Raw genomic sequence first — 15,413 nt, forward strand, 5'->3', positions numbered from 1 at the left:
TAATACTCCAAATCAGCGGCAGCTTTTCTCATGAAGATACGAATCCCCCTGCTGTCTCAGCACATCAGCGCTTTTATTTTTTATATCTCTTTATATTCAGGATATGGTGAAACCGAACCTCCAGATCCGCAAATCTCTCATCTTCTATCCTTCGACTGTAAGTAGCAAAATCAACTCTTATATCCTTTATTACTCCACCCTTAAGCTGAAACAGCACAGGTATGGTCAGCTCAGATCGTTGATTAGCTTCCTTTATCATATCCACGTACGCAAATACATTATCGGAATAAACCGAATCATCCTTAAATGCACATAAAGTATGTATATACTTATTCCACCCGATAATCTCTTCTCCGTAAATCTCTGCGACGATATGGCCGCTTTCGACATCACTCTCATCCTGTGTGAAATTGACGCCCATTTCACAGGTTTTATATTCAGACTTCCCAAGTAACTGTTCCAAAAATCCCATATACATTTTCCTGTTAATTATGATGTAGTATAGTTTTTAACACGCATTTTTACGAAATATACTATGACATATTATACCATCATTAAACACTGCCATATCTTAAAAACACAATCTTTATCCTTTTCTTTGTCTTATTATTTAATTCCTTTTGCCGATTAAACTACTAAGAGGAAAGATCCATTAGGAAGGTGGTACGGTCATGATAAACATCAGTAAAAAGGACGCTTTAAAATATCTGGAAAATACTCTAAACAATACAAGCCAAAAAGAAATCATGGATCTTATCTATGAGACCACAGTACTTGGCAGAGCCGCCAGTGATGAAAATGCCATGTCATATTTTTGCAGGGCATATAATATAACTGCTTTCGGAGTAGAACATCAGTACAGAAATGTACTGAATGATTTTCTGCAGGAATTCGGCTCTGATCCGATACGCAGAGCCTTCTCTCAGCTTTTCACAAGATATCCGAACGGAATCTCAAAAGATTTCCCTACTTTTGCAGACATGCTGGAAGCACAGATCAAGTTGAACAATGAAAATGACGAGAAGCTTATTGAATCCCACGAAAGCATGTTTAACATCTTTTCGGCTTTCGGTAGCATTTTTGGCTCCCCAAGAGTTCGCGCAAATTAAGACAACATAAAAGGCTCAGCCCTAACGGGTTGAGCCTTAATTCGTGCACCTTCAGGGACTTGAACCCTGGACAAACGGATTAAGAGTCCGCTGCTCTACCAACTGAGCTAAAGGTGCATTTCGTTCATCGCTCTTGGCGACGCGTTATAATATACCCTTTTCTTATGTATCTGTCAACAGTTTTTTTAAAAAAAATTTCGAAGTAAGAATTGAATGTGAATGTCATAGCAAACCTTAACAATTCTTTATACTTTTCTGTTTTCCCTTCAGCTTCATTTAAGCTTACTGCGCTATCATATGTCCATCAGATAGAGATATCTGAGCCCTATATATTTTTTTCATACTACCCGCCGGAGAAACGATAACGACAGTTTTTACTTTTCCCCAAAGAACTATCGCAATCCTCCCTCACTCTCTCCGGCAACCCTCGTTAACAAAGGATAATTCCTTTTATATATACATACTGATGGGACCAATACAATGGACATCCGTTTAAAGCACCACTCACACATCACGCAGTAATCTGCACGATGAACTCAGCGGTCAAATGCATATCCGTCAAAACCGGATGCACACAAGACCGCGCTACCATTCATACGAACAGGCCGGAATCTTTAATCGATTCCGGCCTGTTGTTTTTCTGCCTCCTTAAAGGCAAATATAGAAATGAATATCTCATCCGGTTTCCCGAAATCTATATCAAATACTTTCTCCAGTTGTGAAACTCTATACTTAACAGTATTCAAATGAATCCCCATTTTGTCGGCAGTATTCTGCTTTGAACACATATTATGAACATAAATATCAAGGGTTTTAAAATAATCAGTCTTATACTCTTTATCATATCTCAGGATTTCACGTATCTCAGGAATTATGAAGGGACTTGTATCCTTAATATCGCGACTTAAGCATTCTCTCATATAAGCATTGTAGTAATCCCTGAAATATTCAACGCTGCCACTGCCATTTCGGATGGCAACATCTGCCTGAACAGCATAAGCCTTAAGCAAATGCAGGCAGTCAAAGGGCAGACTCACTCCAAGACGTATGTCCTTCCTCAAATGTTTTTGAGGAACATCGTGACCTTCTGAAGTCAGGATGTAACACTGATTACTGATCACTCCGCACAAAAGCATGGGATCCATATTTTTAATATCGACAAGAAAAGCGCTCAACAGTGCAGAACGGTCTTTAACCGATGTATCCGCTTTGATGATATGGTATGGAGGTTTCCCGGTATATCCGGCAGATTCCAGTATCTTCCTTCCTGTACTCTCTGACTCCGGTGTATCCTGTAAAAGAAGTGCAAGCCCCTGCTCCAGAGTGGAACCCGATGTTCTTGACTGCATTCTGAGATAAATCTCCGCCGCTTCACTGATATGTATAACCTCATCATCTGTCACAGGCTCCTGCTCGACTATGGTCAGTTTTCCTATGGAATTATTCCCGGAAAAAATATCCATAATCACCACATCTTTATCAAACAGACTGTCATGAAGCCGCACTGGTTTCCTGTTCCCACTCACCTTCTCCAAAAGTCCGCTGCTCACCCACCTGTCGACCCGTTCCATGGTTTTTCCATCTTCAAAATCACGGATAAACGGCGTCGATGAAGGCTTGAAAGATCTCGCCAGTATCCTATATGCCACATCCATGATCCACAGGGGATTTCTGATATACTTCGCACAGGCTTCCACATATTCCTCCAATGTCTTCGCATGTACGATTATCTCAAACAGATCTTCTTTTCTCATCATAACTTTCCTTATTTTGCTGTACTCCCCGAAATGTTACCCGAATAACTCACCGGTTACCATCCTATTATACAGAAAAAGCTCTGATGTTCAAAAAACGGGCAGAGAAAAAAACGTCCGTAGACATTTCTCCTCTGCCCTTATGTAACATAGTGTTCGATATATAACTCGGCAAAAACATCCGATTCATAACAATAACAAGCTGTTATGATTCCCTATTCCGAAACACTCTGTTTCTATCCTTTATCTCATATCTTTTACGTATTGATTATCCTCTGGCAAATTCAGCAGCTTCTTCTCCGCAGATTCTTCCGCCTGAAAGTGCATTCATCATAGTTACACCCTCAACTAAAGGATAAGAATTATTGAACATTTCTGCAACATCATTTCCGGCTGCGTAAAGTCCTTTGATTACAGTTCCGTCATCCTTGATAACCTGAAGGTTTGAGTTAACAAGAACTCCACCTATACCGCCAAGTGAAACAGGTCTTGCCTTTACCGCATAAAGTGTTCCATCGCCAAGACTCTTCATGTACTTAGATGCCTTTCCATATACCGGATCTACTCCATTCTCACAGGAAGCATTGTAGTCTGTCAATGTTTTCTCAAGAGTTTCAGCATCAATGCCCATGTTTGCTGCAAGCTCAGCAACATTGGCACCCTTAAATACGATTCCCTTTGAAACTCCGTCCTCAAGAGCTGCACGGAACTCAGTCCATCCTTCATCTATTGAGAACATAGGTATAGTAGGTTCATAAGCAACTGCTGTATCAACATCCAGAGCCTTTGCGCCACCCTCTTCGAGAGCCTTCACCATATCCTCTGAAATGATTGAATAGAAATACTCACCCTGTGTAGCTGCTGCATTTGAGCAAAGTGCTGTATCATAGTTCAGATCCTCAGGACAGAATCTTGCTGCACGTCTGTTTACCCAAACGCTTGTAGGCATATAGATGGCCTTTGCGATCTCATCCTTGCCCTGGCCTGTCTGGATTCCTGAGTATGAAGTTACACCGTGATACTGCTGTATAGTCTTGCCTTTACCTGCCCCGATAGCACGTGACATGGTGGCACCGTCACCGGTCTGTGTTCCTGTTGTAAATGTTTCAAGCGGGAACCCAACCTCTTCCTCAATCATATCGGCATTGGCACCAAATCCGCCCGTTCCGAGAACAACTGCCTTACATGAAATGTCATAGGTTGTGCCGTCCTTTGCAGTTGCAACAACACCTGTGATTGCATCATTCTCAGCCTTAAGTTCAGTTGCAGGTGTCTCAAAAAATACCTGTCCGCCGGCCTCTGTAAACTTATCGATCAGAGTTGTGTAGTATCCTGCCTTGTTCTCCTGATCCTTATAAATGTGATATGTCTGGAATCCGTCAGCATGTGCAGCCTGCTCTGTACCCATGAAAGTAAACTCCATGCCGTTCTCTTCGAGCCAGTCGATAGTCTCTCCCGAACGGTTGGCAATGTTGTAGAACAGCTGTCCGTCATCCATCCAACAGTTATAATCCTGCCAGTATTTAAGCACATCTGCCGTTGTGAAAGTTCCTGCCACGCCTGCAGCCTGCTGATCCTTTGAATCAATACCCATCGGACCACCGGCTATGATAGATACACCGCCCGGTGTTGCCGCTTTCTCAAGAAGTATAACATCAGCACCTGTCTGCTGAGCAGTAAGAGCCGCTGATACTCCGGCAGCACCTGCACCTACAACTACAACATCAGCTGTGAGTTCCTTTACCTCAGTTGACTTCTCTGCTTCTACTGCAGCGAAATCTTCAGGGTTGCCACCTGCCTCTGTGATAGCCTGCTTTACAGCCTCCATGATTGCATCAGATGTAATAGTTGCACCGGTAACCGCATCTACCACAGGACTTCCGGCCTTCACGATAGCTTCAGGAATCTGCTCGAGAGCTGCTGTTGCAACCTCGGGTGTTTCAGTATTATCACCGATCTTAACTTCAGCGATCTTTCCGTCCGCGATAACAGTTGTAACAGTCATCTTACCGTTACGTCCATCAACTGTGATGTCATAGCTTCCGTCTATTAATGCTCCTGCCTCTGCCTTCTCACCACCCTCGGATTCCTTTGCTGTCACTGTTGACTTCTCTGCTTCAGTACCTGCTGCAGTTGTCTCTTCCTGAGCCTTAGTTGTCGCAGTAGGTGTCTGTGTGGTTCCGCATCCTGTCATGACCATACCGGCAACCAACGCTGCGGATATAAGTTTTTTGTTCATAAAACTCTCCATTCTGTACAACATCTGCAGGTTTAAGCATTTTCGGACTTTCCCGTAACCCATCAGTTTCCGTGAACATTATTCGAAAGCCAGATGCAAATTCCTACAGATTTGTAGTGTTAATTTTTTAACGTATCTATAACACTATATTCTCACAGATATGCCGATTTATGTATGTCTGTTTCGGACAAACGTCGAGGAATAAATCTTCCATTTAAACCAAAATCCATCTGTTATGCTCCGTCTTATGTCACCGTCATATCACGTGTGGTTCAAAAGCAGAAACTATTCACTACAGAATCATACGTAAAAAAAGAGACGAGGTTTCCCCCGTCTCGCTACATAATATGCCGCGCACGCTGCATACCTTTGTACGCTGCGCGATGCTCAATAATCCGTGATCAGCCGATCAGGAAGCTCTTCTGTCTCTCTTCTTGAAGATTCTGTCATTGGCACCGGGCTTACGCTCCTTTTTTCCAAATGACTTTTTACCGCCATCCTCTTTTACTCCTGCACGCTTACTTAACTTCTTCTCAAAGCTTTTTTCAGCGTCTGCCAGAATGTCTTCATTCTTCTTGTAAAACTTTTCAAATCCTGTCTTAACAGTCTTTGTAAAGCTCTTATTTTCTTTCTTAAAGTCCTTTTTCCTTGTATCTTTATCCTTTGATGCCTTTTTGCCGGTTGTCGTTGCTTTGATCTCAGCAACAGCCTCCTCAACCGAAAGTCCCTCAAGTCTTACCCTGCGTCTCTCAAGTCTCTGCTTACGCTCTTCGCGAGCCTGAGCCATACGCTCATCATGCCCGCCTCTGTGTCCGCGTGTTCTTCTCTCGCCATGTCTTCCTCCACGCTTCATGCCTGTTTCATCGCCTTCTGCATTAGCCTTTCCGAATCTTCTTCTGGCGCCCTTCTGAACGCGCTCGATTGGAATCGAAAGTTCTGTCTCAAGCTCCGGAATCTCTTTCTGCATCATCTTCTCTATATCATAAAGAAGACCCATCTCATCTCTGCTGCAAAGAGTGATGGCTTCACCGGTCTGTCCGGCTCTTCCCACACGTCCGATACGGTGGATATATGACTCCGTCTCCTCCGGAAGATCATAGTTAAATACATGGCTGATCTTAGGAATGTCGATACCTCTTGATGCAACATCTGTTGCGATAAGCACCTTTATATTTCCGGAACGAAAACGCTCAAGAGCATTCTGACGCTGGCCCTGAGTCTTGTTTCCATGGATTGCCATGGATATGATGCCAAGCTTTCCAAGATCTCTCACAAGATGATCTGCTCCATGCTTGGTTCTGGTAAATACGATGGACTTCTTGACGTCCTCCTGCTTCAGAAAATCGCCGAGAACTGTTTTCTTGCTCTCCTTCTCCATAAAGCAGATCTTCTGATCAACAGTCTCTGCAGGACTTGTTGTAGGAGCGATCTTTATAGTCTCCGGATCAGTCAGAATATCTCTTGCCAATGCCTCTATCTCCTTTGGCATGGTGGCTGAAAACATTACAGTCTGTCTATCCTCAGGAACTTCACTTACAACCCGGCGGATATCATGTATGAATCCCATATCAAGCATTCTGTCCGCCTCGTCAAGGATAAGTATCTCTATATCCTTGAGGCTTACGACACCCTGATTCATATAGTCAATGAGACGTCCGGGAGTCGCCACAAGTATATCGCAGCCTCTTCCGTAAGCGCTGAGCTGTGGTCCCTGCTTGGCTCCGCCGTAGAAACATACTGTACGGAGTCGCATATAGCGGCTGTACTTCTTGAAATTGTCAAGTATCTGTATCGCAAGCTCTCTGGTCGGAGTAAGGATGATTGCACGAGGATTCTCGCGGGATTCATTCTCAAGCATGTTAAGTACAGGTAATGCAAATGCCGCCGTCTTTCCTGTTCCGGTCTGTGCACATGCGATGAGATCCTTTCCATCCATCATAAGTGGTATGGCCTGTTCCTGGATAGGAGACGGCTCCTTGTAACCAGCCTTTGTTATGGCGTCAACGATGCGCTTGTTCAGATTTAATTCATTAAATGTCATTTATTTTTCCTTTTTATAGATATGTATATAATGATGTAATGGTCAAAAGTATCAAAGAATGTGCATGTACGATGGTTTGATACTTTATGCGTATTCATTTATACAATAAAACTGACCGGGGCTTGCCCGATCAGTTGAGTAATTATTTCATCGATAAGACTCGTGGAAGTGTAACACAGTACCCTGAAAATAGCAATGTCTATTTCAAGTACAGAATAACGTAAAATAGCCGGATTTATATTTCTTTATGAAAATTTAACGGAAAAAGAGCCACACACCGCGAAGTGTGCAGCTCTCTTCCAACGTCTGTAAGGAGATAATAAAAAAACAATGTATTATTGGCCTAGTATATGCATCGGCGTCTTTTGTATCTTAATAAGTATTTTTTGAAAAATATTTTATGACGTGAGTGTCAAAAGCATTTGCCCCTTACATCATTTTATATCTCCAGTCTTCCGCTGCAGATTAGTTTTCCTGACTTTCTGTCAAACAGAAGGATATTGTTGCCGGTAATATTGATTTTCTCTTCCTGTCCTATCTGATAGATCATTCCGCCGAAAATAACTCCGGTAAGAAGGAATTCTCCGATCTTAAGCTTGAGAGTCGACTCCATACCTGTAGGCATGGCACCGTATACTGTGGCATCGATACTACCGTTTTCTTCTATATCAATAGCCTCCGGTCTTATACCGATAACATAATCTTCATCCGTAATTACCGGCTCATCCAGAAGACTCTCATCCACTTCGGTAACCTTCTGAATACGATACTTGAATACCTCGTCCTTATTGGACTTTTCTACTGCACCCTTCCTGCTTAGTCTCTCCTGTTCAAGTCTCTGCTTTTCCTGCTCGGAAGCATCTCTCTTTGCTCTCCAGTCCTTTATATCGAACTTCTCATCAGGAACAAAGCTTGCCTTGATTCCGCCAAGCATATCTATACTGAAGTTTCCGTCAGACTGCTGATTTCCCTTAACATCCACAAAGTTCATCGAAGGATTTCCTACGAAATCCGCAACAAACAGATTGGAAGGTCTGTTGTATACTTCAAGCGGCGCCGCATACTGCTGGAGAACACCATTGTTAACAAGACATATCTTGGTTGCCAGCGTCATAGCTTCCATCTGATCATGCGTTACATATACAAATGTGCTTCCGGTTTCTACATGGAGTCTCTGAAGCTCATATCTCATCTCAAGTCTCAGCTTTGCATCAAGATTGGACAGTGGTTCATCCATAAAGAGCACCTGTGGCTGTGGTGCAAGAGTTCTTGCTATGGCAACTCTCTGCTGCTGTCCTCCGGAAAGCTCTGCCGGATATCTGTCCATGAACATTCCTATCTTAACTATTCTTGAACAGGCTCTTACTCTGGAGTCGATTTCTTCCTTTGACAGTTTTCTCCTGGTCTCAATGACTCTTCCGTCCTTTGTCACTTCGCATTTATCATTTAGCGCCTTTCCTTCATTCGCATACCTGGTCTTTATATCCGAAAGCTTTTTCTCATAGTCCGAAAGCTTCGACTTGGCTGAAACATTTGGCTCCGCGGCCTCATGTATCTTTAGATCAAACAGTTCTTTAGCTGTGAATAAAGACAATGAAAACGCATCAATAAGTTTGACATAAGCCTTCTTTTCATCAAGTTTTCCTGTTTTATCCAGACACTCAGTGATGGTTTCCTTAACCTTGTTTCCATTCTGAAGGGCTCTTATCATGTCCACGGTCTGCTTCGCTTCCACATCGAGAACCGGCATTTCTTCATTAATATTCTTAAGTCCGAAGGAAATGTTTTCATAAACAGTCATGTTGGGCCACAATGCATAGTTCTGAAACAGGAATCCCACTTTACGCTTGTTTGGAGGAACATTGATACCTGCATCCGAATCAAATACCACTGTATCTCCGATTTTTATTCTTCCCTCTGTAGGTGTTTCAAGTCCTGCTATCATTCTTAAGATGGTAGTTTTACCACATCCTGAAGGTCCAAGCAGTGTTATAAATGAATTGTTCGGGATATTCAGGCTTACATTATCGACGCCGAAAAACTTACCCCATCTTTTAGTCACATTCTCCAATATAATCTCAGGCATGATTACTTTCCTCCGATTCCACTGTCAAGACTTGCTCCTGTCAGCTTATTTACCAATGTATTGAATACCAAAATCGTCACTATCAAAATCAGATTTATGGCACTTGAAAATGCATATAGTCCCATCTCATCAAAGTAGTCCAAAGTTGTTGAGAGAATAAATCCCTGTGTGCAGAGAAGCAGGAACAGTGACAACTCTCGGAGACATGTCATAAACGGAAGCATATATCCGCTGATGATAGATGACTTCTGGATAGGAATGATGATTCTGGTCATTCTCTTTATCCATGGAGTATTCTGAATGATGGCTGCCTCTTCAAGCTCATTACTTATCTGAAGCATTGAGTTCAGCGAACTTCTTGAGGCAAAAGGTATGTACTTTACAACACCTGCGATGATCAGCAGCGTGTAAGTATTAAACAGATTGATGTGTTCATTTGAGAAAAGAATGAAGAACGCCGCACCAACTGCAATTGATGGCATAAGGTAAGGCAGAAATGCTACATTGTTAACGTAGTTTGCCCACTTGTTTCTTCTCTTCTTTGCTACGGCATATCCAATGAGCGTTCCGATTGTGCCGGCGATGAGGGCACATACCACCGCGAGGAACAGGGTGCCAAAGAACGCATGCCAGATAGTATTGTTATAGAGTATACCGGACTGTCCGTACATTCCGTTCTCTGTGATATTCTCATTTGTAACCCACCACTTTGTAGTCAGATGTGCGAGATTTCCTGTATACAGGAAGCTGTAGTCTCCCGGGTTCGGCAGGAATGTCTCCAGCGCAAAGAGGATGATAGGCCATATACTTGTGAAGAAAGTAATGATGATAAATATTACTCCCACAACATATTTTCCCATCTTTCCGATACTTAACTTTGTGAGCTGTCCCGACTTTCCGGTTACCGTTGTATAGTTCTTACGGCTCTTCAGGCTCATCTGGTTCATTCCCAGAATCAGCACACCGAATACCATCATTATGATGGCAAGGATACTTGCCTCACCGGTATACTTACTGTTAAGGGAAATGTATTTTGTTGATAATGTTGTGAGATTCAGATAATGCGGAACCGGATAACTTCCCATTGCGCTTCCGAAAACCAGAAGGATGGTTGACAGAATAGCAGGCTTGATCATTGGCAGTGTCACCTTGAACATGATCTTCCATTTAGGAGTGTCAAGAATTGTGGCAGCCTCCTCAAGATTGGCGTCCATATTTTTAAAGATTCCGCCGATGAGAATGTAGGCGAATGGGGCGTAGTGAAGTCCAAGCACCATGGCACTCGGGAACACTCCCTGACACCACCAGTGGGGAAAATATGTATGGAAGATAGCTGCCAGAAGTCCGTCAGCGGTTCCGGTCACCTTGTTACTGTAAAACATGTGCTGCCATACAACTGCCAGTGTCCACTGAGGCATGATATACGGAAAGATGAAAATGGAGCTCAGATATCTCTTGAACTTCATATCCGTTCTTGTAACCAGGAATGCAAACAATCCTCCGAACAGAATAGATATAAAACAAGTAAGTACCGATAAGATTACGGTATTTAAAAGTGGCAGCCAGAGATTTGCCTTAGCCAGTCTCGATGTGAACAGGTCTATGTAGTTAACTATGGTGTATCCCGTAACTCTCCCGGTGAGATGCTGATCTATGGTTCCGGGATGTATCTTGAAGGTATCCTTCACTATGGCAACTATCGGCGCCACGGTACTGAAGGTCAGAACTATTCCGAATAAGAGCAATATTATATTCTGAGGCTGGGAGAACCATGTCTTCAAAGAATTCTTAAATATCGCCCCTTTATCAGGTTGAATGCTTTTTTCCATTGCCTTTTCCTCTTATGTATTCCAAACGCCAGCCCATCTGAAATATTATCCAACGAGGGTCTGACACTTCTTTTTTCTAACTACAACGCACTCTGTGCTATATAAAAGGATGCCGCTTTTGGCAGCGACATCCTTATTAAAGACTCGCTCACAAGTCCCGGCACCGGATTGAGATCAGCCAGTCTGACTTAATTCAAATCCGTGTGCATCCCAAAGAGCGATTTACTGTCCCGGTGTATAGTGGTCAAGTACGTCGATCCAGCTTCCTACTGAGAATGCAACATCTGCACAGTATGCAGGATCCTCAAGAACAAGCTCACCCTGTCCTTCACCTGTCCACCAGTCATATCCACGGTCATTCTTTGCAGGGAACTCATCTCCGCCGCCTGTTGAGTGGCTGTACTTCTCTTCAACAGCCTTTGCAACCTCAGGGTTGGCTGAGTAACCGCCCATATCCTTGCCCCATGCATCGAAACCTTCTTCTGTACATGTCATGTAGGCAATAAATGCACATGCTGTCCATGGAAGCGGGCTGTTCTTTGTAAGGAACAGATAGTGGCAGTAGCCGTATCCGCCGATACCTGTATAACCGTCTTCATAAGCTGCAACCTTGATGTTATTAACAGAAACTGTTGCAGATTCTTCAACTGAACGAAGTTTTGAGTAAACAAGGAGACCTGACTGATCCTTGGCTGATGCATCAACAAGTGTGTTACAGATAGGACCGTCATCTGTCTGCTCATTGTAGTTTCCTACCCAGAGCTTGATCCATGCAAGTGCGTATGCACCGTTTGCACCAAGGCCTAAATCTGTGGCATCTGCCTGCATAGCCTGAATTGTCGGCTCAAAATAAGCCTTCTTTGTATCATCAAGCTTGTCATAAGCTGCCTTAAGCCAGTCAGCATACTTGTCTTCTGTAAGCATCATCAGGAAGTTCTTTCCGACGATCTCAGAATCAACACCCATGAATAACGGATGTGAGCCGTCATATACGAAATCCCAGCAGTTCTTGTACTCTGCACTGCCTGTTGAGTTGTACATGAATACCTTGTTTAATGTCTGAAGCGGTAGGAATCCTTCGTATGCATCAGGTGTTGTTCCCTTTGCTGTTGCCCAGTCAAGAGGAACAAATGTCTTCAGGATATCGGTATCAACCATCTTGGACTGAATCTGATTTCCATCCTGAATGAGTGTCATAGCGAAAGTTCCTTCGCTCTTAAGTGAATCTGATGTAAGCTGCTCGAAAATCTTGTTATTCTTTGGCTGCTGCCACTCGAACTCCATATTGTAAGACGGATCGATGGTCTTTAAATACTCAATAAATACAGGAAGTGCTGACTTTCCACGGCTTGAGTTTCCAACACCGTAAAATGTCTTTCCGTTTGACTCCTCTATGGCTTTCTTTGCAAGTTCCTCAAGAGACATTGTCTCAGCTTCAGCAATTATGGCATCGATACCTGTAAGCTCTTCCGCCTTCTTCTCTTCTCCCTTGCTTTCTCCGGTTGACGCAGCTGCAGTCTCTGCTGCTGCCTTTGTTTCAGTTGCTGCGTTTGTGGTCTGTGTATTGGATCCACCACAACCTGCCAGTGTTGTTGCAAGTAATGATACCGCCAAAATTGTCGATAAAACCTTTCTCACTTTTTTTCCTCCTTTTTATACGTTCCGATGGCGTTTTGCACATCTTTAACCTTATGTATATAATTTTAGTTGTGCTACCTGTTGCTTAAAATATGTCAATTCTGATAATTCTTGTAAAAAAATGACATCATTTTCACAAGAAAATGATGTCATGCGCCAATTTATATATTTATTTTTCACAATCCCTTCATCTGATAGTCCGAAGGAGATTTACCAATAAGTTTCTTGAATGTATTGGAGAAATAGGCTATATCCTGATACCCCACAAGCTCTGCAACTTCATAAACCTTTATCTTTACATCTTTAAGAAGCTCCATCGCCTTTTTGATACGGTATTTTGTCAGGTAGTTATTGATACTGTTTGCAGTTTCCGCTTTAAACAGTCTGCTTATATGGCCTTCACTTACACTTAGACTTTCTGCAAGTGCCATCAGTGTAAACTCCGTATCCATATAATGCTTTTCTATATATTCTATAGCTTCCTTAACGTATTTGTTGTTTACTTCCGATTTGTCTTTCAGTCCCAGAATATCCGGTTCTTTTTCCTGCTCCTCAGGGAATCCAAGATGTATGAGTCTTTGTATCGTAGCTTCAAGTTCACCATCCTCAAAAGGTTTCAAAAGATAATCTGACGCTCCGACTCTGAGAGCCTTTCTCGCGTACTCAAAATCACTGTAGGCAGTAAGATAAATCAGCTTTATTTCCGGATAAAGCTCCACCAGCTTTTCTCCCAGCTGAAGTCCATCCATCTCCGGCATTCTTATATCGGAAACCACAAGATCAGGCCGTGTTTCCCTTGCTTTTTCAAGAGCCTCCAACCCGTTTCCGGCTTCCGCCACAACCTCACATCCTATAAGCTCCCAGTCCGTCTCCTGAATTATTCCGCGTCTGACAAATCTTTCATCATCTACTATCATTACCTTAATCATATGCTGTTCTTTCCATATATCACAAATTTTGTATATAAAACGATGCTCCGGTATTACAACCTATTTTTACCCGGATTTACCTGTTTATTTCTTCAACGCTATAGTAAAGCGGCACTTTCACAGTCACCAGCGTTCCTTTTTCAGCAAGCCTCTCCGCATGTATTCCATATTCCTTTCCATAGTACATACGAATGATGGTATTAACATTATTCAATCCCAAATGCCCCTTCAAAGTCTCTATATCATCATTTTCCAGCGCTCTGATATACTCGTCTGATATTCCTTTGCCGTTGTCTTCTATTTCGATATAAAGCACACTCTGCGAATCTTCACCATCATACACTCTCACCTCCAGATGACCGTCATTCTGCCCGTCCATACCATGAATGATGGCATTCTCAACAAGCGGTTGTAAGATAAGCTTCGGAACCACTGCATCCAGCAGTTTTCCGTCGACATCCACAGAGAGATCGAAGCAGTCATCAAACCTGATTCTTTGTATATCACAGTATTTTCTGATCATCTCAAGCTCCTTCTCGAGCTTGCAGAACTGATTACCGGATATACTGTATCTCAGAATTCCCGCAAGAGACGCCGAAAGTGTAGCCACCTCCGGTACCTGATTGGCCTTTGCCACCCACTTTATGGTATCAAGCGTATTGTAGAGAAAATGTGGATTCAGCTGAGCCTGCATCATGGCAATTCTCGTTTCATTAACCCTTCTCTCCGCCTTTACCTGCTCTTCCATGGTTTCTTTCAGCTGAGTGGTCATCTTATTGAATCCCACCGCCAGCTGTTCGAATTCATCCTCACGGTCAAGCACTATCTTAGTATCAAAGTCACCCTTTCTGAACCTCTTCATGGCAGAATAAAGCTCATTTATCGGTTTCGAGAAAACCACACTGAATTTCGACGCTACAAAAAGACATATCACGACACTTGCAAGTGCCAGAAGCATTACCATCCTGTAACCTGCATTTACGGCACTGGCCTCAAGCACAGGAGGCGTGATATAAATGCTGAGAATATTGGTATCTCCAAGCTCTTTAATGTAAATGTTGTCATTCATTCCGTAATTATAGACTCTGGATGACAAAAGGTTCTTTCTTATCTCAGAAAGCACCACTCCGTTTTCGGCAGTACCGATGAGACAGAAAGGTCTGAAATATCTGTTAGCCAGTATGAACCCGTCCTTTGCATTGATACCGTCTTTGATCTGATTTTTTATCTCATTCTGACCAAGTCTTATAACGATAAATACCGGATCGAAAGTCTCTATTATCTGCCGCACCATAAGAAGCTCCGAACCTGCATCGCTGGCATTTCCGGGACTCAAAGAATATATGGTTGAATGCCTGTTTCTGGAAGCCTCTCTAAGCGCCGAATAGTAGTCCGGCAGTCTGTTTGTAATGTATTCGCTTCCGGTGCTGTACCTGCATGTACTGCCCACATAAATATCCGCAACCGCAAAACTTCTTATATCTCTCGTCGCTTCATAAAGCTCGGAATAGACATCCTGAGCTTTATTTCTCCCGGTTGTAAGGGACTCCTTTATAACTTCATTCTCTTCCATGAGATCCATGGCCGCATTAGCCATATCAATCATCTGCGAGATATGGTCCGTCACATACTTCTGCTGCTCTATATCCCTGGACTCATAGTCAAGCTTTACTCTTGCCTGAAATGCCTGAATGGTCAGGATACCAACAGAAATTACAAGGATAAGGGTTACCGAAAGAAATACTGCAAAAATCTGTCTTTTGAAGGATTGTCTGATAAAACCCATAT

Annotated in this window: 10 protein-coding genes and 1 tRNA gene; 1 reads left to right on the top strand and 10 read right to left on the bottom strand. The window is 42.9% G+C overall.

Translation table 11 applies throughout. The features are described from left to right. Nucleotides 1-73 precede the first annotated feature (73 nt). Nucleotides 74-472: a hypothetical protein gene (locus BM294_RS11625; protein WP_091208427.1), complete on the bottom strand. Its 399-nt coding sequence runs from the start codon at nt 470-472 to the stop codon at nt 74-76. A 199-nt stretch (nt 473-671) separates the two neighbouring features. On the opposite strand from BM294_RS11625, the gene BM294_RS11630 reads away from it, so the two are divergent. Continuing rightward, complete coding sequence (locus BM294_RS11630; RefSeq protein WP_091208429.1) at nt 672-1,109, top strand: hypothetical protein; 438 nt, start codon at nt 672-674, stop codon at nt 1,107-1,109. A gap of 44 nt (nt 1,110-1,153) precedes the next feature. On the opposite strand, the gene BM294_RS11635 is transcribed toward BM294_RS11630, so the two are convergent. The 9 genes from BM294_RS11635 to BM294_RS11675 form a co-directional block, all read right to left on the bottom strand. After that, a tRNA-Lys gene (locus BM294_RS11635) sits at nt 1,154-1,226 on the bottom strand. Between the two features lie 497 nt (nt 1,227-1,723). Beyond that, the gene (locus tag BM294_RS11640) at nt 1,724-2,866 is read right to left on the bottom strand and encodes a helix-turn-helix domain-containing protein (RefSeq protein WP_091208432.1); all 1,143 of its coding nucleotides are present in this window, start codon (nt 2,864-2,866) and stop codon (nt 1,724-1,726) included. A gap of 265 nt (nt 2,867-3,131) precedes the next feature. Then, nucleotides 3,132-5,102, bottom strand: a complete 1,971-nt coding sequence (locus tag BM294_RS11645) for an FAD-dependent oxidoreductase (protein ID WP_175494658.1) — start codon at nt 5,100-5,102, stop codon at nt 3,132-3,134. Nucleotides 5,103-5,511: 409 nt separating this feature from the next. Beyond that, the gene (locus BM294_RS11650; RefSeq protein WP_091208437.1) at nt 5,512-7,143 is read right to left on the bottom strand and encodes a DEAD/DEAH box helicase; all 1,632 of its coding nucleotides are present in this window, start codon (nt 7,141-7,143) and stop codon (nt 5,512-5,514) included. A 439-nt stretch (nt 7,144-7,582) separates the two neighbouring features. Continuing rightward, nucleotides 7,583-9,229 (bottom strand): ATP-binding cassette domain-containing protein, encoded by a 1,647-nt coding sequence (locus tag BM294_RS11655; protein ID WP_091208440.1) that lies wholly within the window; start codon nt 9,227-9,229, stop codon nt 7,583-7,585. A 2-nt stretch (nt 9,230-9,231) separates the two neighbouring features. Further along, nucleotides 9,232-11,058 (bottom strand): ABC transporter permease, encoded by a 1,827-nt coding sequence (locus BM294_RS11660; RefSeq protein WP_091208443.1) that lies wholly within the window; start codon nt 11,056-11,058, stop codon nt 9,232-9,234. 222 nt (nt 11,059-11,280) lie between these two features. Next, nucleotides 11,281-12,696, bottom strand: coding sequence for a hypothetical protein (locus BM294_RS11665; RefSeq protein ID WP_091208445.1), 1,416 nt, complete (start codon nt 12,694-12,696; stop codon nt 11,281-11,283). 176 nt (nt 12,697-12,872) lie between these two features. Beyond that, the gene (locus tag BM294_RS11670) at nt 12,873-13,625 is read right to left on the bottom strand and encodes a response regulator transcription factor (RefSeq protein WP_091208448.1); all 753 of its coding nucleotides are present in this window, start codon (nt 13,623-13,625) and stop codon (nt 12,873-12,875) included. 76 nt (nt 13,626-13,701) lie between these two features. Further along, on the bottom strand, nt 13,702-15,411 hold the full coding sequence (locus tag BM294_RS11675; protein ID WP_091208451.1) for a sensor histidine kinase: 1,710 nt from the start codon (nt 15,409-15,411) through the stop codon (nt 13,702-13,704). Between the last annotated feature and the right edge of the window lie 2 nt (nt 15,412-15,413).

It is taken from the genome of Oribacterium sp. WCC10 (genome assembly GCF_900113415.1).
Lineage (GTDB): Bacteria > Bacillota > Clostridia > Lachnospirales > Lachnospiraceae > Oribacterium.

Excerpts from the sequence above, each read along its gene's own strand:
- BM294_RS11625 (WP_091208427.1), bottom strand. The coding sequence starts at position 472 with ATGGGATTTTTGGAACAGTTACTTGGGAAGTCTGAATATAAAACCTGT.
- BM294_RS11630 (WP_091208429.1), top strand. The coding sequence starts at position 672 with ATGATAAACATCAGTAAAAAGGACGCTTTAAAATATCTGGAAAATACT.
- BM294_RS11640 (WP_091208432.1), bottom strand. The coding sequence starts at position 2,866 with ATGATGAGAAAAGAAGATCTGTTTGAGATAATCGTACATGCGAAGACA.
- BM294_RS11645 (WP_175494658.1), bottom strand. The coding sequence starts at position 5,102 with ATGAACAAAAAACTTATATCCGCAGCGTTGGTTGCCGGTATGGTCATG.
- BM294_RS11650 (WP_091208437.1), bottom strand. The coding sequence starts at position 7,143 with ATGACATTTAATGAATTAAATCTGAACAAGCGCATCGTTGACGCCATA.
- BM294_RS11655 (WP_091208440.1), bottom strand. The coding sequence starts at position 9,229 with ATGCCTGAGATTATATTGGAGAATGTGACTAAAAGATGGGGTAAGTTT.
- BM294_RS11660 (WP_091208443.1), bottom strand. The coding sequence starts at position 11,058 with ATGGAAAAAAGCATTCAACCTGATAAAGGGGCGATATTTAAGAATTCT.
- BM294_RS11670 (WP_091208448.1), bottom strand. The coding sequence starts at position 13,625 with ATGATTAAGGTAATGATAGTAGATGATGAAAGATTTGTCAGACGCGGA.
- BM294_RS11675 (WP_091208451.1), bottom strand. The coding sequence starts at position 15,411 with ATGGGTTTTATCAGACAATCCTTCAAAAGACAGATTTTTGCAGTATTT.